This window comes from Amycolatopsis sp. NPDC059027, assembly GCF_042739735.1.
Classification (GTDB): Bacteria; Actinomycetota; Actinomycetes; order Mycobacteriales; family Pseudonocardiaceae; genus Amycolatopsis.
Genome location: NZ_JBHYIK010000007.1, coordinates 41,401 through 66,750 on the forward strand (window position 1 = coordinate 41,401; position 25,350 = coordinate 66,750).

At 69.7% G+C, this 25,350-nt stretch carries 24 protein-coding genes; 8 read left to right on the top strand and 16 right to left on the bottom strand.

What is annotated here, in order from left to right:
• Positions 1 to 16: 16 nt before the first annotated feature.
• Positions 17 to 2,275, bottom strand: coding sequence for a LuxR C-terminal-related transcriptional regulator (locus tag ACFWY9_RS06900; protein ID WP_378328526.1), 2,259 nt, complete (start codon positions 2,273 to 2,275; stop codon positions 17 to 19).
• 171 nt (positions 2,276 to 2,446) lie between these two features.
• Here ACFWY9_RS06900 and ACFWY9_RS06905 point away from each other — a divergent pair, with 171 nt between their 5' ends.
• Positions 2,447 to 3,319, top strand: a complete 873-nt coding sequence (locus tag ACFWY9_RS06905; protein ID WP_378338362.1) for a 3-hydroxyacyl-CoA dehydrogenase family protein — start codon at positions 2,447 to 2,449, stop codon at positions 3,317 to 3,319.
• A gap of 11 nt (positions 3,320 to 3,330) precedes the next feature.
• Positions 3,331 to 3,936 carry a TetR/AcrR family transcriptional regulator gene (locus ACFWY9_RS06910; RefSeq protein ID WP_378328528.1) on the top strand — a complete coding sequence of 202 codons (606 nt, stop codon included), beginning with the start codon at positions 3,331 to 3,333 and terminating at the stop codon, positions 3,934 to 3,936.
• A 4-nt stretch (positions 3,937 to 3,940) separates the two neighbouring features.
• On the opposite strand, the gene ACFWY9_RS06915 is transcribed toward ACFWY9_RS06910, so the two are convergent.
• The gene (locus ACFWY9_RS06915) at positions 3,941 to 4,990 is read right to left on the bottom strand and encodes a YncE family protein (protein ID WP_378338363.1); all 1,050 of its coding nucleotides are present in this window, start codon (positions 4,988 to 4,990) and stop codon (positions 3,941 to 3,943) included.
• 321 nt (positions 4,991 to 5,311) lie between these two features.
• On the opposite strand from ACFWY9_RS06915, the gene ACFWY9_RS06920 reads away from it, so the two are divergent.
• From ACFWY9_RS06920 to ACFWY9_RS06930, 3 genes are all read left to right on the top strand, one after another.
• A complete protein-coding gene (locus ACFWY9_RS06920; protein WP_378338364.1) occupies positions 5,312 to 5,920 on the top strand; it encodes a hypothetical protein in 609 nt (202 codons plus the stop codon).
• A gap of 468 nt (positions 5,921 to 6,388) precedes the next feature.
• Complete coding sequence (locus ACFWY9_RS06925; protein WP_378328531.1) at positions 6,389 to 6,535, top strand: hypothetical protein; 147 nt, start codon at positions 6,389 to 6,391, stop codon at positions 6,533 to 6,535.
• On the top strand, positions 6,532 to 6,966 hold the full coding sequence (locus ACFWY9_RS06930; protein WP_378328532.1) for an SUKH-3 domain-containing protein: 435 nt from the start codon (positions 6,532 to 6,534) through the stop codon (positions 6,964 to 6,966). Before ACFWY9_RS06925 ends, ACFWY9_RS06930 begins: the two co-directional genes overlap by 4 nt.
• 18 nt (positions 6,967 to 6,984) lie before the next feature.
• Here the strand turns inward: ACFWY9_RS06930 and ACFWY9_RS06935 are convergent, their stop codons facing one another.
• The 6 genes from ACFWY9_RS06935 to ACFWY9_RS06960 form a co-directional block, all read right to left on the bottom strand.
• The gene (locus tag ACFWY9_RS06935; RefSeq protein ID WP_378338365.1) at positions 6,985 to 8,457 is read right to left on the bottom strand and encodes a trypsin-like serine protease; all 1,473 of its coding nucleotides are present in this window, start codon (positions 8,455 to 8,457) and stop codon (positions 6,985 to 6,987) included.
• A 154-nt stretch (positions 8,458 to 8,611) separates the two neighbouring features.
• Positions 8,612 to 9,190 (bottom strand): acireductone dioxygenase, encoded by a 579-nt coding sequence (locus ACFWY9_RS06940; RefSeq protein ID WP_378338366.1) that lies wholly within the window; start codon positions 9,188 to 9,190, stop codon positions 8,612 to 8,614.
• A complete protein-coding gene (gene mtnB / locus ACFWY9_RS06945; protein ID WP_378338367.1) occupies positions 9,187 to 9,819 on the bottom strand; it encodes a methylthioribulose 1-phosphate dehydratase in 633 nt (210 codons plus the stop codon). Before mtnB ends, ACFWY9_RS06940 begins: the two co-directional genes overlap by 4 nt.
• Positions 9,816 to 10,532 (bottom strand): acireductone synthase, encoded by a 717-nt coding sequence (gene mtnC, locus ACFWY9_RS06950; RefSeq protein ID WP_378338368.1) that lies wholly within the window; start codon positions 10,530 to 10,532, stop codon positions 9,816 to 9,818. Before mtnC ends, mtnB begins: the two co-directional genes overlap by 4 nt.
• Positions 10,529 to 11,557 (bottom strand): methylthioribose-1-phosphate isomerase, encoded by a 1,029-nt coding sequence (locus tag ACFWY9_RS06955; protein ID WP_378338369.1) that lies wholly within the window; start codon positions 11,555 to 11,557, stop codon positions 10,529 to 10,531. The genes mtnC and ACFWY9_RS06955 overlap by 4 nt, the downstream gene beginning before the upstream one ends.
• Entirely contained in the window at positions 11,557 to 12,687 is a 1,131-nt protein-coding gene (locus ACFWY9_RS06960) for an acyl-CoA dehydrogenase family protein (protein WP_378338370.1), read from the bottom strand. Before ACFWY9_RS06960 ends, ACFWY9_RS06955 begins: the two co-directional genes overlap by 1 nt.
• Before the next feature lie 130 nt (positions 12,688 to 12,817).
• Between ACFWY9_RS06960 and ACFWY9_RS06965 the strand changes: the two genes are divergently transcribed.
• Positions 12,818 to 13,432, top strand: coding sequence for a class I SAM-dependent methyltransferase (locus ACFWY9_RS06965; protein WP_378338371.1), 615 nt, complete (start codon positions 12,818 to 12,820; stop codon positions 13,430 to 13,432).
• A 90-nt stretch (positions 13,433 to 13,522) separates the two neighbouring features.
• Here ACFWY9_RS06965 and ACFWY9_RS06970 read toward each other — a convergent pair whose 3' ends face one another.
• The 6 genes from ACFWY9_RS06970 to ACFWY9_RS06995 all read right to left on the bottom strand — a co-directional run bounded on the left by ACFWY9_RS06970 (position 13,523) and on the right by ACFWY9_RS06995 (position 21,934).
• Positions 13,523 to 14,899 (bottom strand): replication-associated recombination protein A, encoded by a 1,377-nt coding sequence (locus ACFWY9_RS06970; RefSeq protein ID WP_378328540.1) that lies wholly within the window; start codon positions 14,897 to 14,899, stop codon positions 13,523 to 13,525.
• A 51-nt stretch (positions 14,900 to 14,950) separates the two neighbouring features.
• Positions 14,951 to 15,808, bottom strand: a complete 858-nt coding sequence (locus ACFWY9_RS06975; protein WP_378328541.1) for an SGNH/GDSL hydrolase family protein — start codon at positions 15,806 to 15,808, stop codon at positions 14,951 to 14,953.
• A gap of 152 nt (positions 15,809 to 15,960) precedes the next feature.
• Positions 15,961 to 17,145, bottom strand: coding sequence for a phosphotransferase (locus ACFWY9_RS06980; protein WP_378328542.1), 1,185 nt, complete (start codon positions 17,143 to 17,145; stop codon positions 15,961 to 15,963).
• A gap of 78 nt (positions 17,146 to 17,223) precedes the next feature.
• Positions 17,224 to 18,165, bottom strand: a complete 942-nt coding sequence (locus tag ACFWY9_RS06985) for a DUF389 domain-containing protein (protein ID WP_378328543.1) — start codon at positions 18,163 to 18,165, stop codon at positions 17,224 to 17,226.
• Positions 18,165 to 19,937, bottom strand: a complete 1,773-nt coding sequence (gene aspS, locus ACFWY9_RS06990; protein WP_378338372.1) for an aspartate--tRNA ligase — start codon at positions 19,935 to 19,937, stop codon at positions 18,165 to 18,167. The genes ACFWY9_RS06985 and aspS overlap by 1 nt, the downstream gene beginning before the upstream one ends.
• A 98-nt stretch (positions 19,938 to 20,035) precedes the next feature.
• Positions 20,036 to 21,934: an intein-containing Rv2578c family radical SAM protein gene (locus ACFWY9_RS06995; RefSeq protein ID WP_378338373.1), complete on the bottom strand. Its 1,899-nt coding sequence runs from the start codon at positions 21,932 to 21,934 to the stop codon at positions 20,036 to 20,038.
• A gap of 128 nt (positions 21,935 to 22,062) precedes the next feature.
• Between ACFWY9_RS06995 and ACFWY9_RS07000 the strand changes: the two genes are divergently transcribed.
• Positions 22,063 to 22,536: a hypothetical protein gene (locus ACFWY9_RS07000; protein WP_378338374.1), complete on the top strand. Its 474-nt coding sequence runs from the start codon at positions 22,063 to 22,065 to the stop codon at positions 22,534 to 22,536.
• A 33-nt stretch (positions 22,537 to 22,569) separates the two neighbouring features.
• Here ACFWY9_RS07000 and ACFWY9_RS07005 read toward each other — a convergent pair whose 3' ends face one another.
• Together ACFWY9_RS07005 and ACFWY9_RS07010 are read right to left on the bottom strand one after the other, a co-directional pair.
• On the bottom strand, positions 22,570 to 23,010 hold the full coding sequence (locus ACFWY9_RS07005; RefSeq protein ID WP_378338375.1) for a YybH family protein: 441 nt from the start codon (positions 23,008 to 23,010) through the stop codon (positions 22,570 to 22,572).
• 216 nt (positions 23,011 to 23,226) lie between these two features.
• Positions 23,227 to 23,529 carry a hypothetical protein gene (locus tag ACFWY9_RS07010; protein ID WP_378338376.1) on the bottom strand — a complete coding sequence of 101 codons (303 nt, stop codon included), beginning with the start codon at positions 23,527 to 23,529 and terminating at the stop codon, positions 23,227 to 23,229.
• A gap of 228 nt (positions 23,530 to 23,757) precedes the next feature.
• Here ACFWY9_RS07010 and ACFWY9_RS07015 point away from each other — a divergent pair, with 228 nt between their 5' ends.
• Positions 23,758 to 25,017, top strand: coding sequence for a DUF222 domain-containing protein (locus tag ACFWY9_RS07015; protein WP_378338377.1), 1,260 nt, complete (start codon positions 23,758 to 23,760; stop codon positions 25,015 to 25,017).
• Positions 25,018 to 25,350 lie beyond the last annotated feature (333 nt).

A 25,350-nucleotide genomic window follows, 5' to 3' on the forward strand; every position in this document is an offset into this window, starting at 1 on the left:
GCCCCTCGCCTCCCGCTCACCGCCGCCCGGCGACCCAGGCGGCGATCTGCGCGCGGTTGCGGAAACCGAGCTTGGTCAGGATGTGCTGCACGTGGGCGTCCACGGTCCGCGGCGAGACGACCAGCTCCGCCGCGATGTCCCTATTGGACAGTCCTTTCGCGACGAACCCGGCGATCTCCCGTTCCCGCTTGGTCAGCTCGTCCTCGGTCGTGTCGGTGAGCGGACCGCCGGCGTCGCCGAGCGCGTAGCGCATCGCCCGGCCGGTGTCCATGGCGCGGCCCTCGGCGAACACCGCGGCGAACCTGTCCGCGCCGAGCGCCTTGCGGGTGGACTTCGCGTGCCGGCGGTGCGGCAACGCGACGGCGACCTCCGCGGTGGCACCGACACTTTCCCACGCCGTCGCGGCGATGCCGAACAGCGTCGCGGCCCGCTCGTACTCGCCCCGCGCGTCCGCCACCCAGGCCATGGACTCCAGCCGGTAGGCCTCGCCGAGCCGGTTGTGCATCAGCGCGGCGATGGACAGCCCGTCCCGTGCCGCCGCGTCGGCGACCTCGATGTCGCCGTACCCCACCTCGACGGCCGTGATCCCGAACAACGCCATGGCCCGGTAATAGGACTCGCCGCGCTCCTCGCTCAGCGCCATCATCCGCCGCAACGAGCGCCGCCCCGCCTCGAGATCGCCGAGATAGGCGATCGAAGTGCCGTGGATGAACAACGGATGCAGTTCACGGCGAACCTCGCCGTGGGCACGGAAAACGTCGATCGCGGCAGCGGCCAGCTCGGGCGCAACGGGCTCGATCCGCATCAACGCGAGCAGGCTCGCGACGTAGGTGCGGTGTGCCCGCGTCACCTCGTCCCCGCCCAGCGCCTCCGCCTCGGCGAGCAGCGCGTCCGCCGCGGCCATGTCGGAATGCCACAGCGCGTGCAGCGCGCAGACCGCCAGCCCGTGCGCCCGGCCCGGGTGGTCCTCCCCCGCCGCGGCCAGTGCGCGTTCCAGCCAGGTCCGGGCCTCGACACTCGATCCTCGCAGCGACCAGTACTCGTCGAGCCGTCCGGCGATGCGCAGCGCCGCTCCCGCCTCGCCCGGCGTGGCCAGCGACCAGTCCAGCGCGGCGCGGAGGTTCCCGTGCTCGCGGCGCAGCCGGTCGATCCAGGTGAGCTGCCGGGAACTCACCCATTCCGTGTCGGCCCTGGCGGTGAGCCGATCGATCCAGTCGCGGTGCAGCCGCGCCACGTGGGTCCGCTCGCCCGATCGCTCCAGCTGTTCCTGCCCGTACTCGCGCAGAGTCTCCAGCATGCGATAGCGAACGACCTCGCCCTGATCCTCCTCGCGGGCCAGCACGGACTTGTCCACCAGCCCGTCGATCGCGTCCAGTACCTCGGCCGCGGGGACGTCGAGGCCACCGCAGACCTCCTCCGCCGCGTCGAGATCGAAGGACCCGGCGAACACCGACGCCCACGCCCACACCGCCTGTTCGGCGGGCGAGCACAGCTCGTGACTCCAGGCCACGGCCGCCCGGAGCGTCTGCTGCCGCTCCGGCGCCGTGCGCGGTGCCGTCGTCAGCAACGGCAGCCGGCGGGTCAGCCGCTCGGCGAGTTGCTTGGGCGACAGCGACCGGATGCGGGTCGCCGCCAGTTCGATCGCCAGCGGCAGCCCGTCCAGCCTGCGGCACACGCGCACGACGTCGGCGCAGTTCGCGTCGGTGATCCGGAAGGAAGGGAGGACGGCCGTCGCGCGCTCGGCGAACAGGCGGATCCCGTCGTACTGCGCGAGGGCGGCGGGTGTGCAGGCGACGTCGTCCGCGGGCACCGGCAACGGGGACACCCGCACGAGATGTTCCCCGGCGACGCCGAGCGATTGCCTGCTGGTCGCCAGCAATGCCACCCGCGGGCACCCGGCGAGTACCGCCGCCACGAACTTCGCGCACGCTTCGACCACGTGCTCGCAGTTGTCCAGCACCAGCACGGCTTCGCGGTCGCGGAGATGGTCGAGCACCACGCGCCGGGCGGGCTGACCGGACCGGTCCTGCAACCCCAGCCGATCCGCCACCAGCGTCGGCAGCAGTGCGCCGTCCCGCAGCTCGGCCAACCCCACGAACACGGTTTCGCCGACACGGTCACGAACGGCGTCGGCCACCGCGACGGCCAGCCGCGTCTTGCCGACACCGCCAGGGCCGACGAGGGTCAGCACCCGGCCGGGCCCGAGCCGCGACCGGACCTCGGCCGTCTCCCGGCGCCTGCCGATCAGGCTGGTCACCACGCCCGGCAGCCCCATCGCCACGTTCCACGCCCGTTTCTCGCGTTGATCGACAGACCACCTTAACCGCTCGAGTCTCCTCCGTCACTCCTGCGGTTCAGCGCGTTGACCTGGTCATTCAAACGCGTACGATGTGTATCGAATACAAGGTGTACTTGTTTGAGAGCCCTGATGAAGGAGTTGAGTGCCATGAGCTTCGCCGTCCCGTCCGGCTACGCGTCCCGGCCGGTGGCCGTGATCGGCGCCGGAACCCTCGGCCGCCGGATCGCGCTGATGTTCGCCACCCGCGGTGGCACCGTGCGGATCCACGACCTCGCCCAGCCGCAGCGTGAAGCCGCGGTGTCCTATGTGGAGCAAAACGTCGCCGAGATCGCGGGCAGGATCGAGAACGGCACGCCCGGCAAGGTGATCGCCAGCGGTGACCTCGCCGAAGCCGTCGAAGGTGCCTGGCTGGTCGTCGAGGCGATCCCGGAGCGGCTCGACCTGAAGAAGCGGATCTTCGGCGAGCTGGACAAGATCGCCGACGCGGACGCGATCCTGGCGAGCAACTCGTCGTCCTACGCGAGCCGCCTGTTCCTCGACCACGTCGACCACCCGGAACGCGTGCTCAACATCCACTTCTACATGCCGCCGACGCAGAACGCGGTCGACGTGATGTCCTGCGGCCAGACCGACCGGGACGTGCTCGACTTCGTGCTGACGACGCTGCCCGAGTTCGGGGTTTTCCCGTTCGAGGCACGCAAGGAGAGCACCGGGTTCATCTTCAACCGGGTGTGGGCGGCTATCAAACGCGAATGCCTCGAAGTGGTCGCCGAGGGCGTCGCCACTCCGCAGGACGTCGACGGCATGTTCGGCGTCAACACCGGCTCGCGCGGCGGCCCGTTCCGGATGATGGACCAGGTCGGACTGGACGTCGTGCTCGACATCGAGGAACATTACGCGGCCGAACACCCCGAGTACCCCGAAGGACCCCGCGTGCTGCTGCGTGACTACATCGCCCGCGGCCGCCTCGGCGTGAAGAGCGGCGCCGGGTTCTACGACGACTACCCCAACCCTGCCTGACAAGGGATCCGATGCCGAAGTCGCCGACGAAGACCCGCCCGCGGACCGTGGCCGCCTTGATGCGCAGCGCGCGGGCACTGTTCATCGAGCGCGGCTACCACGCCACCTCGATCAGCGACATCTGCGGCCACGCCGGCCTGACCCGCGGCGCGTTCTATTCCAACTATTCCAGCAAGGAACACTTGTTCCTGGCGCTGTACGACACCGAAACCGACCGCATCCTCGACGACCTCGAACGCGCCGCCCGCGACATCACCGATGCCGGTGCCCACCCCGTCGGGCGTATCCTGGAGTACTTCGCCGCCCACCGCCGCGACGACCGGCAATGGTTTCTCGTGTCGATGGAGTTCACCCTCCACGCGGCCCGCAACCCCGAACTCGCCGCTGAACTCGCCCCGCACGAGGACCGGCTCACCACCGCGATGGCGGACCTGCTCACCTCGCTGCTGCCCGGCCTCGCCCCCGGCGACGCGCGCGACCTCGCCCTGCTGATCACCGCGCTGCACGAAGGAACCACCGCGCAGGAACTCGTCCACGGCGCCCCGGCCACCGCGTTCCGCGCCCGCACGGTTCCGCGGGTGGTGGACACGATCGCGACGGGAATGCTCGGCCCCTGACGGTTTATCGGCCGGCCGGAGAGTCCAGCACCCGCAAAGTGGGCGCCGATCCGTTGGCGGGCCGAGTGATCGCGAACAACCGCTCGTTGTCGGTACTCCACGCCAGACCCCGGGGCGCGAGCACTCCGTCACTCGTAGCGTCCAGTGTGGACAGTGGAACGGCGCCACCGGTCTCGTACACGTAGACGTCGTCGCGCGGATTGCGCACGCCGCCCGCGATGTACCTGCCGTCCGGCGAAGTCGCCACGGCGTTCGGGTACTGGCCGGTGTGGTACGCCCCGGCGCGGGTGAGATCGGTGCTGTTGAAGGCTTCCACTGCGTCGCGAGATCCCGAAGCGGTGTAGATGGTCTTACCGTCCGGGGAGAGGGCGAGGTCGGTCAGGTCGCTGCCGACGACGGCGCCGGACGCGCGGGCGTCGAGTTTCCCGCCGGTGACGGCGTAGACGTACACCGCGGATTGGCTGAGCTCCGCTTGGCCGGCCACGAGCGGTCCGGCGTCTCCGGTCCGCGACGCGAGCAGTGGTGCGTGGTGGAAGTGGACGTTGGCGCCCTGCAGGTCGAGGGTGACGGTGGGCGGGGTAGCGGCGGTGTCGAGTTTGCCGATGCCACCGTTCCACGATTCCTCGCAGCCGTAACCGAACCACACCACGGTCCCGGTGCGGGCGAGATGAGCCGGGCAGCTCTGGGCTCCAGTGGGATAGCGGGCGGTCTCGGCGAGCGTGGTGGTGTCGATGGCGGAGATCGCGTCCCCGGACGCGAGCGCGACGTACAGGGTGCGGCCGTCGGCCGAGAGCGTCATCCCGGACGCGCCGAACTGACTGTCGATGGTTTTGCGTACCCAGCCGTGGAAGTCGGTGACGACGACGCCATTGCCGGTCTTCCCACCACTCACGAACACGTGGTGATTCGCCTGGTCGGCGACCATGTCGGAGTAGGCGGGAAGTCCCAACGAACCGGTGCGCGGTCTCGCGTCCGCACTCGGTGCCACCGCCAGTAAAACCGCGCCCACCGCTACGGCCAGCACCATTGTTTTCGCGCACGAAACAGTCCTCATCCCGGTCTCCCCATCCGTGGAACCATGCGATCGCATGACTGAGTGACTCGAATGTAGCGAATGCCGCCCCAGTGGTCCATACCGCCGGACGGCGGCAAAGAAGCTCATTCCCCGGCGAATGTCCAAGCTGGACCATACGGGCTATTGAGGCCTCGTGAAGCCGGTTGTAGCGTCGATTGTGGTGTTCGCCGCCCAGAGGGGAAGGCTGGTGCTGCCACCGGCCACTCGCATACTCAGCGGACTCGGGCGCAATTTTGCAGGGGGATGCGAAATATGCCGACCAAACGCGCGTTTTTGTCGTGCGCTCTTACGATTATCGTAGTGGCCGGCACCGTTTTCGGTACCGGCCCGATCGCGGCCGCGATGCCGCAGCGGTCCGCCGCCTCGAGCCCGGCGGCTCATACCCACCGCAGTGTTCCGCCATCACCGCCGGGACCGGCGGATGTGGTGCCCCGCCACGAAATCGCGCCGGTGGGGCAGGTGGCGGCCGAGCCCAAGCGGCTGGCCGAGAAGGTCGAGCACCGCACACTCATGACCAAGGCGTTCCCGCTGTCGGACGGGCGGACGCAGCTGCAGGTTTCGCAGATACCATTGCACTACCGCGACGCCGCCGGACACTGGCAGGACATCGACACGCGGATCGCGAAGACTCCGGCTCGCCAGGGTTACGCCTTCGGCAACGAGCACAACACTTTTCGGAGCTCTTTCGGTACCACGACGGAGAATCTCGTCGGCTTCGCCCACGGCGAGCGGGAAATCCGGCTCGGCATCGCCGGTGCGCCACGGGCGCTGGAACCGCGGGCCGAGGGCAGTGCGATCACCTATCCGGGCGCGTTCCCTGGCACCGACGTGGTCTACCAGGTGATCTTCGCGGACTGCTGGAGGGCAACCCACCCACCCAGGATCAGCTGGCCCAAGTCGCTAGAATGACAGATGAACAGCTACTCAACGCGGTCCGAAACCCGATCGGCGGTGGCTGCGTCGGCGTCTCCTCGAAGAGAACCACTCTCCTCAACGGGAACCACCGCGTCGCCGAGCTACTAAGAAGGGCAGGGAGCCCGGAGCATCCGGCCATCACAGAAGATCTCCGAATATTTGTAGTAAACTGGTAATCAGCAAGAATCCATATATTATCGGAGATCTACGATGTCAAGTTCCACAGCTGACGAGCCTCGCCTCGGACTTCTCGGCGCCCCGGTCCCGAACGTCGTTAAAAGAGTAACATCGGATAGACTTATCCAACTCGGCAATCGGGCTGTGACGCTCGGATACAGCGCCGTTGGGCGATCGACCTGGATTGCAACGCGCGGCGAGGAGATCGAGTCCGTCGTACTGATTGCTATCTGCCCTGAGGGCACCGTGAGTCAGCCGCATAGCTGCTGGCGATGCTATGCAGGAGTGAGCACGACGGAGACAGGCCTGGTGGTCTTCACCATAGACATCGAGAAATCGGAATTCGACAAGCTTGACACTGTGACCGACCCGTGGACGCTCGCGGAGATCCTGCTCTATCCGGCAACACATCTTCCGATAGACGCACGATGAACGAACGGCCCGCGATCGAGTTGCTCAGGCGGGGTGGCTGGAAACCTGGCCGGGACGTGTCGATCGGGGAAGACCTGCGCGCCCTGTGGGAGGAAGGGCACATGGTCTTTCCCGCGGCGATCGACTTCCTGCGCGAGTACTCGGGGCTCGTCCTGACCTGGGAACGCGACGGTTCCCCCGACGACGCCTGGTTTTCCGCGGCCGTAATCTGCGCGCAAGCCGCCTCGGGGTGGGTTGCCGACTATTCGGCCCGTGCGGGTACCACCCTCGTGCCCGTGGGGGCTGCCAACAGGGGGTACCTCATGTTGCTGCTCGGGGAGAACGGACACTGGTTCGGCGGCTTCGACGACGCGTTCGGCGAAGTCGGCGAGGATCTGCTCTCCTGCCTCGACAATCTGGTCCTGACCAACAGATTCCTTCGAGAACTGTGACGCCCGAAGTAGCGGCGATCAGGTCGGCAGGGTGCAGGCGTTGCGCTGGATTTCGACGTCGGTGAACTGCTGCCACCCACCGTTGCCGATGGTGACAGGACCGTCGTCCCACGTATCGCTGTAGGGCAGATACCGGTACCAGCGCAGGTCGCCGTTGCCGGTTACGGCGTAGAGGACGTCGCCGCCCGCCGAGGAAATCCGGCGGAAGGTGTTCCAGCCGCCGTTGCCCACGAGCTTTTCGGTCTGGGTCCAGCGTTTGGTCGCGGTGTCGTAGGCGAAGCGGTAAAGCAGGCCACCGGGGGTACGCGCGTACAGCACACCCTTGCCCGCGCCGGTAATCAGGTCGTAGGCGTTCCAGCCGGCGCCGATCGTTTCGCTGGACCACGTCCCCAAAGCAGGCTGATAGCTCCGGCGGCTCAGCTTGCCATCGGGGGCCACAAGATAGAAATCGCCGCTGGCGTCGACCGTGATGCGGTTACGCGTGGCATCGGTGTCGAAGCCCGTCCAGCCGGTGGCGACGAGCTTGCGCGAGTCGTCGGACCAGCCGGTGCCGGTCCATCGGTAGCGATAGACGTCGCCGTTGGCGCGGACGCCGTAGAGCACGCCGTCGGGCCCGGCGACGACCCGGGTGAAGGCCGCCCAGCCGCCGTTGCCGATGACGGTCCGGTCCGGGGCCATCGGGCCGCCGTCGGTGGCCGCCGGGTGCCCGTAGAGCAGCACGTCGTCGTTGACCGCGAAGATCGGCGCGGTGGGCACGCAGGTCGTGCCCAGCTCAAGCCGCTTCGCGCGGATCCAGTCGCTGAAGGAGCCTACGCTGGTGAACACGTCGGGATAGCCCAGTGCACAGTGGACACCCCAGGAAACGATACCCACCTGGGTCCCGGCAGCGGTCACGAGCGGGCCGCCGGAGTCGCCCTTGCAGGCGCCCTGGCCTTCCGGGCTCGTCGTGCAGAGGCTGGCGGTGCTGACCGGCCCCTTCGACGAGAGCCGTGTCGCGCAGGTCTGGAGGTCGAGCGCCTTCAAGCCGATGGTCTGCAGGTCGTTCGGGTTGTCCCCGGGATAGCTCGTCTTTCCCCAGCCGGAAAGAGTCAGCGTCTCGCCCACGCGCACGACCTGGTTCGCCGGGGCCAGGGTGACCGGCCGGGTGTGCGCGTCGTAGGTCATCGCGGACGCGAGCTTCAGCAGCGCGATGTCGTTGAAGTACGAGTCGGGGTTGAACTGTTTGTGCGCCACGATTTTCTTGACCGCGACCGGGGTGCCGCCGTCGAGCCGGTTGCTGCCGTGGCGGATCACCACCCGGCTCGCGTCACCGTTGTACCGCACCACGCAGTGCGCCGCGGTGAGCACGATGTCCCTGTCCACAAGCGACGCTCCACATTGGAACGCTCCGTCGCCCCAGAGGCTCAGCTGGTAGGGGAACTGGTCGGGTGCCGCCGGACGTCCGCCGACGATCGCGGGATCCGCCGAGGCGGGTACCGTCGCCGTGGCCACGAGGATCACGGCAGCGAGAACCGCACCCCACCTCCGGAAACCCGGCATCGGTATTCCCCGTTCCCCGTGCGGACCTACGTCGTTATGGCACGTACATTGCTACGGGAGCAGCCGGGCGACAAGTCCACGACCGGGTTAAGAAAGCTTCGCGAAATCAGCTACGTGAAGCGGTCAGAGTGTCGAAGTCGGGGAAATCGTCCGCCAGCGTCGCGCCGGTGAAATTGCCGACCCAGCCGCCGTCGTCGTGGAAGAAGCGGATCGAGATGTAGTCCGGGCGCGTGCCCATGTCGAACCAGTGCGTGGTGTTCGCCGGGACGCTCAGCAGGTCGCCCGCCTCGCACAGGATCGCGTACACCTGTCCGTCGACGTGTAGGTAGAACACGCCGGAGCCGCGCGCGAAAAAGCGGTCTTCATCGTCGTCGTGGGTGTGTTCGGCGAGAAACTTCCGGCGCGCGGCGGCGGCTTCGTCCGCCCAGGCGGGGTCGTTCGAGGGGGTCATCCGCATGGCGTCGACGACCTGGTAACCCTCGGACTCGATGACGCGGTCGATGCGCGCGCGGTAGGCGGCGAGCACCTCTTCCTGCGTCGCCTCCCTCGGCAGGTCCGCGACAACCTCCCAGCGTTCGAACCGCACGCCGAGGCGCTTGAGCTCGGCGACGATCGTCTCGGTGTCCTCGGTCCGCAGCCGGACCTGCTCGGGCCGGTCGTCCGGCCACACCGTCAGCAAGGTCATCGCACTCCCCTTCCACCAGCATCGAGTGTCGTCTCCACGGTGAACCGGAGCAACCACTCGAGACATTCCAGCCGGTGCCTCGCCTGCGTCAGATCGGCGCCCCAGACGTAGACGCCGTGCCGCGCGACGATCAGCGCCGGGGTGTCGGCCGCGAAGCCCGCCTCGAACGCGTCACCCAGCGCGCACATGTTCTGACCGTTCGCGATCACCGGCACGGTCACCAGGTCGTCGTGCGCGGACCGCCCGAAGCCCTTGAGCATCTCGAGGTCCCGCAGTGGCACGCCGTCCGGCCAGCGCTCCGCGGCCACCACCGGCGCGAGCGCGTGGACGTGCACGACGGCGCCCGCGCCGGACACGGCGGCGATGCGGGCATGCAGTCCGGCCTCGGCCGACGGCGTCTTCTCCGGGAAGGGCTGATCGGCGACGGCCTCGCCGCGCTCGTCGACCAGGACGACGTCGTCCATCGACAGCTCGCCCTTGTCGCGCCCGCTCACGGTGACCGCCAGGCGGAGCGGATCACGGCCCAGTACCACCGACAGGTTGCCGGAGGTACCCCGCATCCAGCCCATCGCGGCGTACCGCGCCGACTCGGCGGCGAGCGCGCGTCCGGCCGCCTCCAACGCTGTCACAGCGGCACCAGCCCCACCCCGGCAAAGGACCGGACCGTCCGATGGGCGCCGAAATCCGCGTCGCCGTATGGCTCGCCGTCCCGCGCGAGGCCCACGGTCTGCCAGCCGTCGGCCGCCGCGGCGTCCAGTTCGGCCGGGACGTCGGAGAAGAACGCCACGTCGGCGGATTCGGCGCCGAGCGCGGAGGTGATCGCCCGGTACGAGGACTTCTCCCGCTTCGGCCCGGCGTTGACGGTGTCGAAGTGCGCCTCGAACAGCCCGGTGACGTCGCCGTCGGTGGTCCGGGAGAACGACGCGATCTGCCCGGCGACCGAGCCGGAGGAGAACACCGCCAGCCGCACTCCCGCGCCGTGCCAGGCACGCAGCGCGGGCGCGACATCGGCGAAGAACTCGGTGGTCAGTTCGCCCGCGGCGTAACCCCGCTGCCAGATCAGGCCCTGCAACGTCTTGAGCGGAGCGGCCTTGCGGTCCTCGTCCATCCAGCCGTGCAGCACCGCGACGACCTCGGCGGTGGACGCCGACTCCGGGAGCCCGCCGAGATGCCGCGTCTGCGTCACGGCGGCGGTGACCTCGGGATCGCCCGGGTGCTCCTCGATCCACGGGCCGAGCCGTGGCCGCGCGTAGTCGTAGAGCACGGCATGCACCTGGCTCGTGGGCGTCATCGTGCCCTCGATGTCGAGCACGGCCCACCGGGCGGTCAGGGTGGTGGTCACTGGTTGGGTTCCCCTTCTGCGTAGTACTCGCCGAGCCGTCCCGGGGCGAACGCGCCCCGGTCGGTCACCACCGTGGTGACGAACCGCGGTGGAGTGACGTCGAAAGCGGGATAGCGGCCACGGACGCGTTCGCTCGCGACCCGATGGCCCAGCACACTCAGCACCTCTTCGCCGTCGCGGTACTCGATCGGGACGTCCGAACCGGTCGGCGCGGCCTGGTCCGGCGCCTGCACCATGGCGTGGAACGGGACGCCGAACGTGTGCGCCGCGACGGCGAGGCCGAGGGTGCCGATCTTGTTGACCACGTGGCCGTCCATCGTGACCCGGTCCGCGGCCGTGACGAGCGCGGTGATCTCCCCCGAAGCCAGTGTCGCCGCGCCCATGCCGTCGGTGATGACGGTCGTGGCCACGTCCAGCCCCGCCAGCGTTTCCGCGGTCAAGCGCGTGCCCTGCAGGTACGGGCGCGTTTCCGTGCAGACGAACGCCGGCTCCTTGCCCGCTCGCCGCGCGGCGAGGACCAGCTCGACCAGGTACAGATCGGCCCAGCAGTGCGTGAGCACGGTCGCCCCGGCGGGCAGGAGCTCCGCGGTGTACGTCCCGAGTGCGCGGCTGCGCGCGCGGTATCGCTCGTCGCCGAGCCGGGCACCCGACTCGGCCGCCGCGATCAGTTCGGCACCCGACACCGAGCCTGCGGTGTCCACTGAGGACAGTACGAAGCAGACGGCCTTGCGGAGGTGGTTGTTGGTTTTCCGGGTACTGACAACACGATCAGCGGCACGTCCGAGATAGGCACGTGCCGGCGCGGGCTCGAGTGTGGACGCCTCGCGCGCGGCGAGCACCATCGCGCCGAGCGCGGCGAAGTACGGGCCGGACGACTGCGTGACCATGTCCTCGATGGCCACGGCGACGTCTTCCGCGGTGGCACAGCGCACCCACTCCCGCTCGATCGGAAAACGGCGTCGGTCCAGGATGTGCACGCCGTCGTCGGCCAGCCGGACGCTGTCGGCGAGTACGGGAAGGGACATCAGCTGTACCCGGACAGCGTGGGCCGCGTACCACGCAGAAAATGGTCACCGACCTCGCGGGCCTTGTAGGCCACGGGGTCGTGCAGGGTCAGCGTGCGCGCGTTGCGCCAGAACCGGTCGAGCCCGTACTTCGTCGCGGTGGCGCGGGCGCCGGTGAACTCGAAGATCTTCGACGTCGCTTCGACCGCGATCCGGCCGGCCACGACCTTGGCGCCGGAAATCGCGATCGCGGCCTCCGCTCGCTCTTCGTGCGTGAGGTCCCAGCCGCGCTCGTCGGCCTGGCCGAGCGCCGTCACCGCGGCGTCGACCGCGAATCCGGCCGCGCGCGCCATGGCCACCAGCTCGCCGTAGCCTGCCAGCACGTACGGATCCGCGTCCGCGGAGTCCACATCGGACAGTATCCAGGCACGGCTTCGGTCGCGGGTGTACGCGGCGGCGGTGTCGAGGGCGCCGAGCGCCGTGCCGACGTAGACCTGGGCGAGCATGAGCTGGAAACCCAGCGCCGCCAAGGAGATCCGCGGACAGCGGGGATCGGCGGGGTTCTCCGGCTGGACGCCGAGCACATCGCCGGCGTCGACGCGCGTGCCCGCGAACCGCACGCCGCCGCTCGCGGTCAGCCGCTGCCCGATGTTGTCCCAGTCACCGGCGAACGTCACGCCGCGGGCGCGGGTGTCGACGACGAAGGTGAGCTTCTCGGCGGTGTCGGCACGGGTCCCGCTCACCACCAGCCGATCGGCGACCGACGCCCCGGTCGCGAACGTCTTGGCCCCTTCGAGCGTGAAGCCGTCGCCGCATGGGGTCAGGCGGAGGGCGGCGTCGAGAGGGTTGCTGACCCCGGCCCAGAACCAGTCCGGCCGGCTCGACACCGGCGTCCCGAACAATCCGGCGCGCCACAGCTGCAGGTAGTGGTAGCCGAGCAGATGCCCGGCCGACGCGTCGGCCGCGGCCACGATCCGGGTGACCTCGTTGGCCGCCGCCCATCCCCCGGAGTCCAGCAGCGTGAGCAGCCCCGACTCCCGCAGCAGCTCGACCTCGCGCACGGGCTCGCCGCCGGCCTGGTCGCGCTCGGCGGCGTCGGCGGCCAGGACGTCGGCGAGCTTCGTGGCAACGTCACGCCACGGCTGGGTCACGGGGCACCTCCCACCTCGTCGGGGTGGTCCCACCGTCCCATGCGACGCGGCCATGACGCGAGTGACGCCGATCTCAGTGCCCCATGAGGACCACGCCGAAAGAACGGATCGGTGTCCCTACCATGATCCGATGCGCCAGGCCGAGCTGAAGCCCTATTGGAACACCAACGTCGCCCGGCACCCCGGCATCCTCCGCACTGTTCCCGAGGGATGCGCCGAGGCGCTGGACGTCGGCTGCGGAGACGGTCTGCTCGCCCGCAAGCTGGCCGGTCCGGCGCGGCACGTCACCGGTATCGACGCCTCGCCGGAGATGATCGCGCGCGCCCGTGAACTCGCCGGCGGCTCCCCGCGTCTCACGTTCTTCGAAGGCGACTTCCTCGCCGCCGATCTCCCCGCCGGGGGATTCGACTTCATCTGCTCGGTGGCCACGATCCATCACATGGACTACGAAGCGGCCCTCACCCGCATGCGCGAGCTGCTGCGCCCCGGCGGCACGCTGGTGGTGGTCGGCCTGGCCCGGGAGGCGAGCGCGGCGGACTGGGCGGTGACGATCGCGGCGGCCCCGGTCGTGCGGATCACCAAGGCACTGCGCCGCGCGCACGGTCCGGACGGGATGCCCGCGATGTCCCCGCGGATGAGCTATGCGGAGGTGCGGGCTACCGCGCGGCGGCTGCTGCCCAACGTCCGCTATCGGCGGCACCTGCTCCGCCGATACTCCCTGACCTGGGTGAAGCCCATCGGCTAGCCCAGTGCGATCGGCGCAGACGAGTCGTATAGGGCGTTATACGACGGGCGTCGCCGGACGGGCGCCGTCCAGCACTTCCCCAGGGAGCCTTCACCGTTCGCCGCGGATGGTGCGGCGCAGTCTCGGGACGCGTTCGGCGAGTGTCCGTTCGGCTCCGCGTTGCGTCGGGTGGTAGTAGTCCTTGCCCACCAGCTCGTCCGGCGGATACTGCTGTGACAGCACCCCTTCCGGGACGTTGTGCGGGTAGCGGTAGCCCTGCGCGTTGCCGAGCTGCTTCGCGCCCGCGTAGTGCCCGTCGCGCAGATGTGGTGGCACGGTGCCGATCCCGCCGGCGCGGACGTCGGACAGTGCCGCGTCGATGCCGGTGATGACGGCGTTCGACTTCGGCGCCGTCGCGAGGTGCACGGTGGCCTGCGCCAGCGCGAGCCTGCCTTCGGGCATGCCGATGAACTGGACGGCGTGCGCGGCGGCGACCGCCGACTGCAACGCGGTCGGGTCGGCCATCCCGATGTCCTCGCTGGCGTGCACCACCAGGCGCCGCGCCAGGAACCGCGGGTCCTCCCCCGCCTCGATCATCCGGGCCAGGTAATGCAGCGCGGCGTCCACATCGGACCCGCGGATGGACTTGATGAAGGCGCTGATGACGTCGTAGTGCTGATCGCCGTCGCGGTCGTAGCGCACCGCCGCCTTGTCCACTGTGGACTCAACGACGGCGAGGTCGATGGTCTTGCCCTCGGTGGAACCCGCCGCGTCGGCCGCCGCCTCCAGCGCGGTCAGTGCCCGGCGCGCGTCGCCCCCGGCAAGGCGGACGAGGTGCGCCCGCGCGTCCTCGGTCAGCGTCAGCTCGCCGCCGAGACCGCGTTCGTCGGCCAGCGCGCGTTCGAGCACCTCGACGATGTCGTCGTCGGTCAGCGGGCGCAGCTGGAGCACCAGTGAGCGGGACAGCAGCGGCGAGACCACGGAGAACGACGGGTTCTCGGTGGTCGCCGCGACGAGCAGGACGGTGCGATCCTCGACCGCGCCGAGCAGGGCGTCCTGCTGGGTCTTGGAGAACCGGTGCACCTCGTCGATGAACAGCACGGTGTTCTCGGCGTTGTAGGCCCGTCTGCGGCGGGCTTCCTCGATGACGCCACGGACTTCCTTCACCCCGGCCGAAAGCGCGGACATCGCGACGAACCGGCGCCCGGTGGCGATGGAGACGAGGTTCGCCAGCGTCGTCTTCCCGGTGCCCGGCGGGCCGTAGAGCAGCACGGACGCGGGCGCCGCGCCCTCGACGAGCCTGCGCAGCGGCGCGCCCTCGCGCAGCAGGTGCTGCTGGCCCACGACCTCGCCGAGCGAGCGCGGGCGCATCCGCACCGCCAGCGGCGAACTCGCCGGGTCCGCCTGCGTGAGCTCCGGATTCGCCTCGGTCGGCTCCGGCGGCGGACCGAGGTCGGGGTTCACCGTGAAGAGTTCGTCTTGCGCCACGGTGTCGACGTTAGCCGCTACCCCCGACACGAATCGCCACGGGATGCGACGTCAGCGAGCCCGCTCACGGAACGAGCGCCACATGATGGCCGCGGCGTAGGGCAGGAACTCGCCGCCGCGGCGCCACAGCCACGGGATGCCCTTGAACACCAGCCAGCCGACGTGCGCCGCGGTGCTCGGGTCGGCGCCGCCGGAGCAGGTCAGGCTCACCGGTTCGGCGATCTCGAACCCGGATTCGGCCAGCAGCGCGGTGAATCCCTGCGCCAGCATGCGGTGTCCCAGCTCGGACGGGTGCAGCCGGTCGACGCTCCACGCGGCGAGGTCGTAGGCGCCGGGCATCGTGGCGAGGTCCAGGCACGGTACGCCCTCCCGCTCGACGACGGCGTCGATGGCCTCGTTCAGTTCGGCGACGCGGGCGCTCAGCGCGCGGCGGATCGACGCCGGGAGCCGGAACACCTTCGCGTGGTCGTGGTAGCGGACGGGGATCACGGTCGTGCCGACGGCGGCCAGCTCCCGCAGGACGACGGTGAGGTCGGCCGCGATGGCGTCCGCGTCGAAATCCGGGCGCAGCGTGTCGTTCATGCCCACCACGAGCAGGGCGGCGTCCGGCCGGTGCGCGACCGTGGCGGGCAGCTGATCGCGACGCACGCAGCTCATCCGCGCGCCGGTGAACGACGGGTTGAGGTAGCCGTCCGGTTCGACGCCGAGCGCGGCGGCGACCAGCGGGCCGACCCCGCGCCAACCGCCCCGGCGCGGCAGCGGATCGCCGAGGCCGACGGCGGTCGAATCGCCGAGGACGGCGAGCCGCCCGGCGCGGCGGGCCACCGGCACGAGGTGCGGGCGGCGCGGCTGGTGGGGTTCGGGGAACTCGGTGACTTCGATGCCGATCACGGTCACGCTGACGACCATCGGGCATCGAAACTCACCTGCGGTGATGACTGGGTAACGCGGCGAGGACGCGTCGGCGAAAGTTGCGTGCGCCCGATGCCGTCAAGGCCACCTTATGGGCGTCCGGTGCCGTCAAGGCCACCTTGCGGGCGTCCGGTGCCCGTAAGGTGGCCTTAACGGAACGCCGGGTAGTAGGCCAGGTCGGAGTGCGGGCCCAGCCGGGCGCCGAGCGCCGCCGCGACACGCGTGGCGTGCTCGGCGATGTCCGTCAGCCGCGCGTACCCGGCGTGTTTCGCCAGCTCACGCCACCACGTGACCAGCGCGGCCTCGCGGCTCACCGGTGTCGCGGGGCGGCTCAGGTCCAGCGTCGGCAGCATCTCGAAGGTGCGGAGCCACACCAGCAGCATCTCGCTCGTGGTCAGCTGCTCGGCCAGCATCTCGTCGTCGGCGAAGGCGGGCCACACCGCGACGACCTCGGCGCGCCAGGCGGCGATCATCGCCTCGCTCATCCCCGCGGGCAGGGCGAGCGCACCGGGCGAGGACGCGAACGGGATCCGCAGGTACGCCGCGTCGACGAGCGCCGTGCGCACGAGCCCGCGCTCGAAGTCCAGGAAGCGCACCCCGGCGCTGGTGACGAGGTTGTTGTCCGGGCTGAGGTCGACCGGGCTGAACGCCCGGTACGCCGGGGAACGCGCCTGGTCGGCCGCCTGCGACAGCCGTTCGCGGACCGCGTCCGGCGTCGGCACGTCGAGCTTCTCCTCGAGCAGTTCCGCGACCCGCTCGCAGGTCGGCAGGGTGAGGTCCGCGCATTTCACCGGGCCGCCCAGCCGCCGCAGCAGCGCGTTGAAATCGGCCTCGCGGTCGGCGGTGCCGGCGTGCAGCCTGCCCAGCGAGCGCGCCCATGACAGCAGCGCGCGCTCGGCGGCGCGGGAGTCACGGGCGTTCAGCTTGTCTTCCAGCGTCGGGGCGCGGCCCAGGTCGTCCAGCACCAGGACCCGGTCCCGCGCGTCGTGTGCCAGCAGTTCGGGGCACATCCGCTCCCCCGCGGTCAGCGCCGTGAACAACTGGTAGCTGACGGCTTCCTGCGCGTACGGATCCGGTTTGCCCGGTTCGGGCGGATCCGGGTAGTGCTTGATGACCAGCGTGCGCGGCAAGGAAAACGGGGAGGAAGCGACACGCGCTCTGACCACCGTCGCGGGGCCGCTCCCGGCGAGATCCTCCGGGGCGACGAGCGTGATCGTGCTGCCGAACCGGCGCGCGAGAACGGACTCGCCGGCTGCGACCGCCGCCGCGACGGCGAGGTGTTCGGCTCCTGCTCCGACGGTGGAGTCGTCGGCGGAGGAGGTGTCGACTGTCATTGTCACCGACCCTACTCGTGACTGAGCAACCATGACCACTGACATCCGGACAAGCGGCTGCGGTGCGGATGAGAAGGATCACCCGCGTGAAAGCGGACGTTCCATCGACGGGGAACGTTGCACGCGACGGCGCAACATCAGCACAATGGCCGCAGCTGCAACGATTCCGATGAGGTTCACGACGAGCTGACCGAGGGATCCGAGGAACCGCAGCCAGTTTCCCGCGACGATGGCGACCATCGCGTAACCGGCCGCGGGCACAGTCGTGACCGAAATGAAAACTCCCACCAGCGCGGCGGATTTGGCCGACGTCATCGCGAGCATCCCGGCGGCGCCCGCCAGCAGCGCCACGACGAGCGAGAGCGGCCCGACCTTGTAGACGAAATCGACCTGATGGTTGTTCACCACGGTGTCCACGTCGAAGAGCCCGGTGACGGAGCCGAGCAGCACCACCCCGAACGTCACCGCCATCGACACCGGGAACCCGATCGCGAGCGCGGTCCCGGCCTGGCGCACCAGATCCCACCGCCGCAGCACCAGCCCGACCGCGATCGCCGCCAGGGGCCCGAACTCCGGGCCGACCACCATCGCGCCGACGATCGTGACCGCCGAGTCGGTGAGCACCCCGACGGCGGCGAGCAGGCACGCGATGGCGAGGAAGGCCAGGAATGTCGCGTTGAAGCGGGATTCCTCGCCCGTGCGGCCGAGAAGTTCCTGCCACACCACGGCATCCGCGCCCTCGCCGGGAGCCGCTTCCTCCGCGGCGTCGGCCGCGTCGGACAGCGCCGTGTCGACGGCCTCCAGCGTGATTCCGCCGCTGTGGTCGAGATCGAGCGCGCACAGCGCGTCGACGATCTCGTCGGCGGCCTCGCGGGCGACGTCTGCCTCGATCAAGTCGCCCGGCGGGCTCACCGCGACCCCGCGATGCGCGATCAGATGTGCCGTCCCGGCGTGTGCCCGCAGGACGGTGAGTGCTTCCTCGGTCCGTTCCGGCGGGCACACCACCCTCAGGTGCAGCATCAGTTCGCGGGCGGCACCGGCTTGGCGTCGATACCCGCCTCCTTGCGCTGCTGCGCGGTGATCGGGGCGGGCGCGGCGGTCAGCGGGTCGAACCCGCCACCGGTCTTCGGGAACGCGATGACGTCGCGCAGCGAGTCCGAACGCGACAGCAGCATGACGATCCGGTCCCAGCCGAAGGCGATACCGCCGTGCGGCGGCGGGCCGAACTGGAAGGCGTCGAGCAGGAAGCCGAACTTCTCCTGCGCCTCCTCGTCGCCCAGGCCCATGATCTCGAAGACCTGCTTCTGCAGCGCGGCCTGGTGGATACGGATCGACCCACCGCCGATCTCGTTGCCGTTGCAGACGATGTCGTAGGCGTAGGCCAGCGCGCTTCCCGGATCGTCGGCGAGCTTTCCGATCGAGTCCGGCGTCGGCGAGGTGAACGCGTGGTGCAGCGCCGTCCACTTGCCGCCGCCGACCGCGACGTCGTCGCCGATCTCCTCGACCGGCACGAACATCGGGAAGTCGACCACCCACACGAACGACCAGGCGTTCTCGTCGATCCGGCCGAGCCGCTTGCCGATCTCGACCCGCGCGGCGCCCAGCAGTGGCTGGACGTCGGCGGCCTTGCCCGCGCCGAAGAAGACGCAGTCGCCCGGCTTCGCGCCCGCCGCCGCGGCGACGTTGGCGCGCTCGGTCTCGGACAGGTTCTTCGCGACCGGCCCGCCGAGCGTGCCGTCGGTGTTGACGAGGATGTACGCCAGCCCGCGCGCGCCGCGCTGCTTGGCCCACTCCTGCCAGGCGTCGAGCTGGCGGCGCGGCTGGTCGGCCCCGCCCTCCATGACGACCGCGCCGACATACGGCGACTGGAACACGCGGAACGGCGTGTCGGCGAAGAACTCCGTCATGTCGGTGAGTTCGAGGTCGAAGCGCAGGTCCGGTTTGTCCGAACCGTACTTCGCCATCGCGTCGGCGTAGGTGATGCGCGGGATCGGCAGCGGGATCTCGTGGCCGATGAGCTTCCACAGCGCCTTCACGACGCTCTCGCCCAGCGCGATGACATCGTCCTGCTCGACGAAGCTCATCTCGATGTCGAGCTGGGTGAACTCGGGCTGCCGGTCGGCGCGGAAGTCCTCGTCCCGGTAGCAGCGGGCGATCTGGTAGTACCGCTCCAGGCCGCCGACCATGAGCAGCTGCTTGAACAGCTGCGGCGACTGCGGCAGCGCGTACCAGGAGCCGGGCCGCAACCGGGCCGGGACCAGGAAGTCGCGCGCGCCCTCGGGGGTGGAGCGGGTCATGGTCGGGGTCTCGACCTCGACGAAGTCCTGCTCGTGCAGTACCTCGCGGGCCACCCGGCTGACCTCGCTGCGCAGGCGCATCGCGGCCGCCGGGCCGCTGCGGCGCAGGTCGAGGTAGCGGTGCTTGAGGCGGACCTCCTCGCCGACGTCGACGCGCTCGTCGATCGGGAACGGCAGCGGCGCTGCCTCGGAGAACACCTCCAGCTCGGTCGCGAGGACCTCGATGTCGCCGGTCGGGATCTCGGCGTTGGCGTTGCCCTCGGGCCGCGTCGCGACCTCGCCGACGACGCGGACGCAGAACTCGGAGCGCAGCTGGTGTGCGCGCTCGGCCATCTCGCCCTCGCGGAAGACGACCTGGGCGACCCCGCTCGCGTCCCGGAGATCGATGAAGATCACGCCGCCGTGATCGCGCCGCCTCGCCACCCATCCGGTGAGGGTGACGGTCTGACCAGCATGCTCGGCACGCAGGGTGCCGGCTTGGTGAGTGCGGAGCACTGCGACTGCTCTCCTTCGGCAGGGGGATTCCGGGCGGTTTTCGCCAAGCGCACAGGCTAACGAACCGCACCGGGCGCGGCGTCACCAGGCCCGGCGGCTCACAGCAGCCGGAGCTGCTCCGCCGGGTTCGCCGGGACGGCCTCGGCCGCCGGTTCGACACGGTGGCTCCGCTGCTCGGGCAGGTTCTCCGGCAGGTCGAGGCCGTGCCGCCGCAGCAGCGGCCCGACCCGTTCGCCGAGCCGCTCGCGGTAGGCCTTGGTGACGTAGCTGCCGCGCGCGTACAGCTGCCTGTACCGCGGCACCAGCGCCGGGTACTCCCTGGCCAGCCACCGGGCGAACCACTCTCGGGTGCCGGGCCGCAGATGCAGCGGCAGCACGGTGACCCGGCTCGCGCCCACGTCGGCGAGCCGCCCGAACAGCGCGTCCAGCGCCTCGGCGGAGTCGGTCAGCCACGGCAGTACCGGGGCCACCATCACCGAGCACGGCAGCCCCGCGGCCCGCGCCTTCGCGACCAGGTCCAGCCGGGCGGCCGGGCTCGGCGTACCGGGTTCGAGCCGCCGCTGCAGGTCGCGGTCGAGCAGCGCGATCGACACCGCCAGCCGCACCGGGACGTCCGCCGCGACGCTCTCCAGCAGCGGGAGGTCCCTGGTCAGCACGGTGCCCTTGGTGAGGATCGAGAACGGTGTTCCGGAGCGGGCGAGCGCGGTGATGATGCCCGGCATCAGCCGGTAGCGGCCCTCGGCCCGCTGGTACGGATCGGTGTTCGTGCCCATCGCGACGTGCTCGCGGGTCCAGCCGGGCCGCCGCAGCTGCGCGGCCAGCACCTGCGGCGCGTTGACCTTCACCACGACCTGGGTGTCGAAGTCGCGGCCCGCGTCGAAATCCAGGTACGTGTGGGTGTTCCGCGCGAAACAGTTATGGGACACCATTCCATCGGCCACGAAGTCGCCGGTGCCCGTAGTGATGTCGAACAACGGCAGCCGCAGCCCGAGCGGTTCGACCGAGACCACCCGGCGGCGGCTCGCGCCGATCGCCGTCCCGTCGAGCGACCGCTTCCAGCCGACCGCCGGATCGCAGGCGTGCAGGAACCGGATCACCTCGGCGGTACCGCCGCGCAGCTTCACCCGTTGCTCGCCGCGGTCGTAGCCGAAGCCGGACGCCTCCAGCGCGGCACACAGCGCGTCGACGATCTCCGGCTCCTCGTGGGTGATCCGCAGCGCGCCGCGCCGGTAGCCGCCCGCGAGGTCGAAGACACCGGCGAGGAAACCGTGCCGCCAGTGCGCGTCGGGTGTCTTCGGGACGCGCAGAAACCCCACCGAGGAGCCGAAATCCGGCAGATACCGCACCGCGCGCGCCGTCGCGTCCGGTTCACCGGCGAACCCGCCGGAGCGCAGCATCCCGCACAGGTACCCGGCGCGGTAGCCGAGCGTGTCGTCCGGTGTCGCGGCGAACCGGCCCACGCCGACGAGTTCGGTGCCCTCGGCCAGATGCGGCCGCTGCGCGACGCCGAGCCTGCTGCCGGTCACGAACCGCCACCCGCGCCCGGACAGGAACCGATGGTCCTCCCCCGCGACGAGCCGGGTGCCGTCCTCCAGCGTCACCCGGTACGCCTCGCGCACGGTCGACCAGTGCGCGAGCACGGTGGTGGGCACCAGCCTGCGTGCCGCGCCATGCCCGCGGGTGCCGTAGATCCGGTCACCGGCGCGCAGCTCGGACAGCGCCCGCGTGCGCCCGTCTGCCAGCAGGATCCGGGTACCGCCCTCCAGGCAGTACGTGCAGGCGTGGGAGCAGCCGCGGTACGGGTTGACCGTCCATCCGAACGGGACACCGGAGCCCTCGGGCACCTTGTTCAGTACCGAACGAGCCCGCACCTCGTGAAAGGTGACGCCGTCGAACTCCGGTGGCCGCACCGTTCGCACCAGGCCCTCCAAGCCTGGCAGTACCGGCTCCACCCCCACCCGCTGTCGTTCCCATCGCACTCCGCCAGTCGAACACATGTTCTAAAGCAATGTCAAACCGGTTCGGTCACATCCGGCGCTCGACGCGCCCTGGCCGTAACGCTGATCGGCGTCGCCAAGATGTGTGTTGTGCGCCAAGGTCGCGACGCAACTGGGGAGCAACGAACATGGAATACCCGCCTATGCCGCCGGTCGGCCATCCGGGCTCGGCGAGGTCCGGTGCGGGCGTGCCCGTGACCGCCGCGGTGCTGGCCGCGCTCGGCGGGCTGGCGGCCATTCCCGCCTGCGTGCTCATGGTGGTCCTCCTGGGATCACAGCACATCCTTGGCAGCTTCCCGCCCTTGTTGCTGGGCGAATTCGCGGTGCAGGCTCCGTTCCTGCTGATCGGCGGGATCCAGCTGTACCGCAGGAGGAAGCCGGGACGCTGGCTCACTCTCATGGGCAGCGCGGCAGCGGTCGTCCAAGGCGCAGCGCTGGCGGTCGTTTTGGTCCAGGTCAAGGACAACACCCTCACAGCGGGTGCCGGCTCGATCATCCTGATCGTGCTCGCGGCGCTGGTCGTCCCGGCGGCGGTGACTCTTGTCCTGGCGGCACTCAAACCAACCGAGAACTGGGTCCGCGTGTCCTTGCTCGAATCCTGACGACTCGGGTTTCCCCGGCGAGTTTCGCCCGGGTCAGGGCTCGAGGTCGGCCACGCCCCTGCCGCTCGTGATGTCGAACGGCACGGAAACCTGGTCGTGCGCGATCAGCCAGGTGCCGCCGATCTTCCGGAAGCAGAACGTGGCCCGGACCCACATCCCGCTCGTCTCCGTCCCGTTCTTCAGCGTGCCACCGAGACGACCGAAGCCGTGCCCGAACGCCACCTCGTCGTCCACGGTGAGCTTCAGATCACGAATCTCGTAACGTACCTTCTCGAAGAACGTGAACACGTTCACCCAGTTCTTCAGTTTCGCCGCTGTGCCCACGTGCTGCAGCGGCGGCTCGACGTCGAAGGACACGATGTCCGCCGCGTAGAGCTGCTCCAGGCCTTCGAGATCCTTGTCCCGGAGCCCTTCGCCGATTTTCCCGATTTGCCGCCTGATCGCGGCTTCGTCTTCCTCGCGCTGCGCGGTCATCTCGATCCGTCCCTTCCATTCCGGCTTCTCACCGGTCCGACGACACAGCGCCCCGGAATGTCAGGCCCGCGAACGGAGCGTCCCGCCCGGCCACATCGGACGTGCGGTGTTCAGCGACCACACATGGCGACGTCGAGGATCTCGAACCGGAGGTCGTCGCCGTTGGTACCGGCGGCGGTGCTGAAGGTGTTGGTCACCATGGTCGCGTAACGCCCGTCATCCGTAGCCGCCGTCCAGGTCGCGTAGCCGACGACGTTGCCACGGTGCCCCCACGCGTCGCCACCGCAAGGCAGCGTGTGCTTCACCAGGCCGAGCCCGTAGTCGTAGCCCGCGGGCGCGCCTGCCGTCGTAACCGTTGCCGGCGAACACCGCCGCGCCCGGCGCGTGCCGCAGCGCGCGGTCCAGCAACGCCTTGGTACCGGCATGGGTGTCCGCAGCCTGGGCCGCGGCCGGCGTCGACACGGTGAACGCGGCGGCCGCCATGACGGCCACCGCACAGGTGACCGTTCTCTTCGACACTGGCGTGCTTCCCACCTTCGAGTCGTGTTGCTCGCGGTCCGGACGCCAATCACAACCGATGAAATCCCGATGACACGACGTCGCCGGTCTCCGCGCTTCCACGAAGCAACGGACATCCTGAATCCCAGGAACGACACGGAAACTATTATGCAGCAAGGAAAAGTGCGTTTTCGAAGTTCACCCGATCGATAGCACACATGTTCGATCGGGCGGCGTATCGTTGATGTCGTGGCAGTCGACAGCAACATCTCCGCAACGCGCACCGAGTGGTGGCGCGTCGATGTCGGCTGCCTGCTGACACGGCTCTTGGAGTCCGAGTGTGTGCAGCGTCGGGAAGCCGCCGTGCAGGGCGAGGTGATGGCCGAGCTGGAACGGCGCGGGATCCGCGATACCACCGGGTACGGGAGTCTGGTGCGACTGTTGCAGGAGACGCTGAACATCCCCTACGCCGAAGCGAAAGCACGCGCAGCACGGGCGCTCGCGTTGAACGGCACCCACGATCTCACCACCGGTGAGCAGCCACCCACGGCACCCGCCACCGCGCAGGCCGCAGCCGAGGGCGCGGTCGGCGCCGCCCAGATCGACGAGATCCTCCGGGTCCTCGACAAACTCCCCAAAACAGCCCCGGTGGACCAGCGGGAGCAAGCCGAGAAGATCCTCGCCGAACTCGCCCGCGCCGCCGGACCCCGAGAAATCCGTGCCGCCGGACGACGTTTGTTGAGTCAGCTTGATCCGGACGGTCGGGAACCCAAAACCCGCGAACCGAAACCCTTCCAGCCCGAGTTCTCCCTCGCCCCGCACCGTGACGGCGGGCACCAGATCAAGGCCCGCGTCGACGACGAGACCTCCGCCCGGCTTCAGGCGATGCTGGATCCGCTGGCGAAGCCCCGTCCGGCTACCGAAGAGGAGGGGCGCGATACCCGAACCCAGTGGGAGCGACGCGGCTGCGCGTTCTCGGAGCTGGTGCGGATGTGGGCCGAACATCCCGACCTGCCCACGCAGGCCGGAGAAGCCACGCACATTGTCGTCACCGTCGGGCTCAAGGAACTACGGACCGGGATCGGACAGGCCACTCTTGATCTGCTCGGCGAGATCACCGCAGCCGAAGCACGACGACTCGCCTGCGACGCCAAAATCATCCCCATGGTCCTGGGCACGCACGGCGAACCCCTCGACGTCGGCCGAGCACAGCGCCTGGCCACCCCGGCGATCCGCCGCGCCCTCATGCGTCGCGACGGCGGCTGCGCCTTCCCCGGCTGCGATGTCCCCGCCTACCGTTGTACACCGCACCACGTGACCTACTGGGCACATCACGGTGAGACCAAAGTGGACAATCTCGTCCTCTTATGTTCCGTCCACCACAAGGTAATCCACCACTCCGAATGGGAAGTCCGAATCGCCAGCGACGGACTCCCGGAATTCGTGCCGCCCGCGTGGCTGGACGCCACCCGCACACCACGACGCAACACCATCCACCTCAGAACGTGAGCCGCAGCGAACGAGCGATGAGAGCCGCCCTGCCCCATGGCCACAGTCCGGTTTCTCAGTACGCGGGTGGCGACGGGCGCCTCTTTCCCCGTGGCCAGGGTCGTGAATGGCACATTCGCGACCCTGAGCGTCCTCAATGAGGTTTTCTCACAAAGGGTTCCGGGGCTGTGGGTGCTGGATGTGCCGTACGACGTCGTCGGTGCGCTGGCCTCGGCGTGCGACAAGGGCGCCCCTGGGTGCGGTGGACGCACCCAGGGCGTCCCTCGGACTTCCCCGCACGAGCCGACAGCATCGCCCGACGTGGGGGGCCGCGCCCTGCCCCGCCAGTACAAC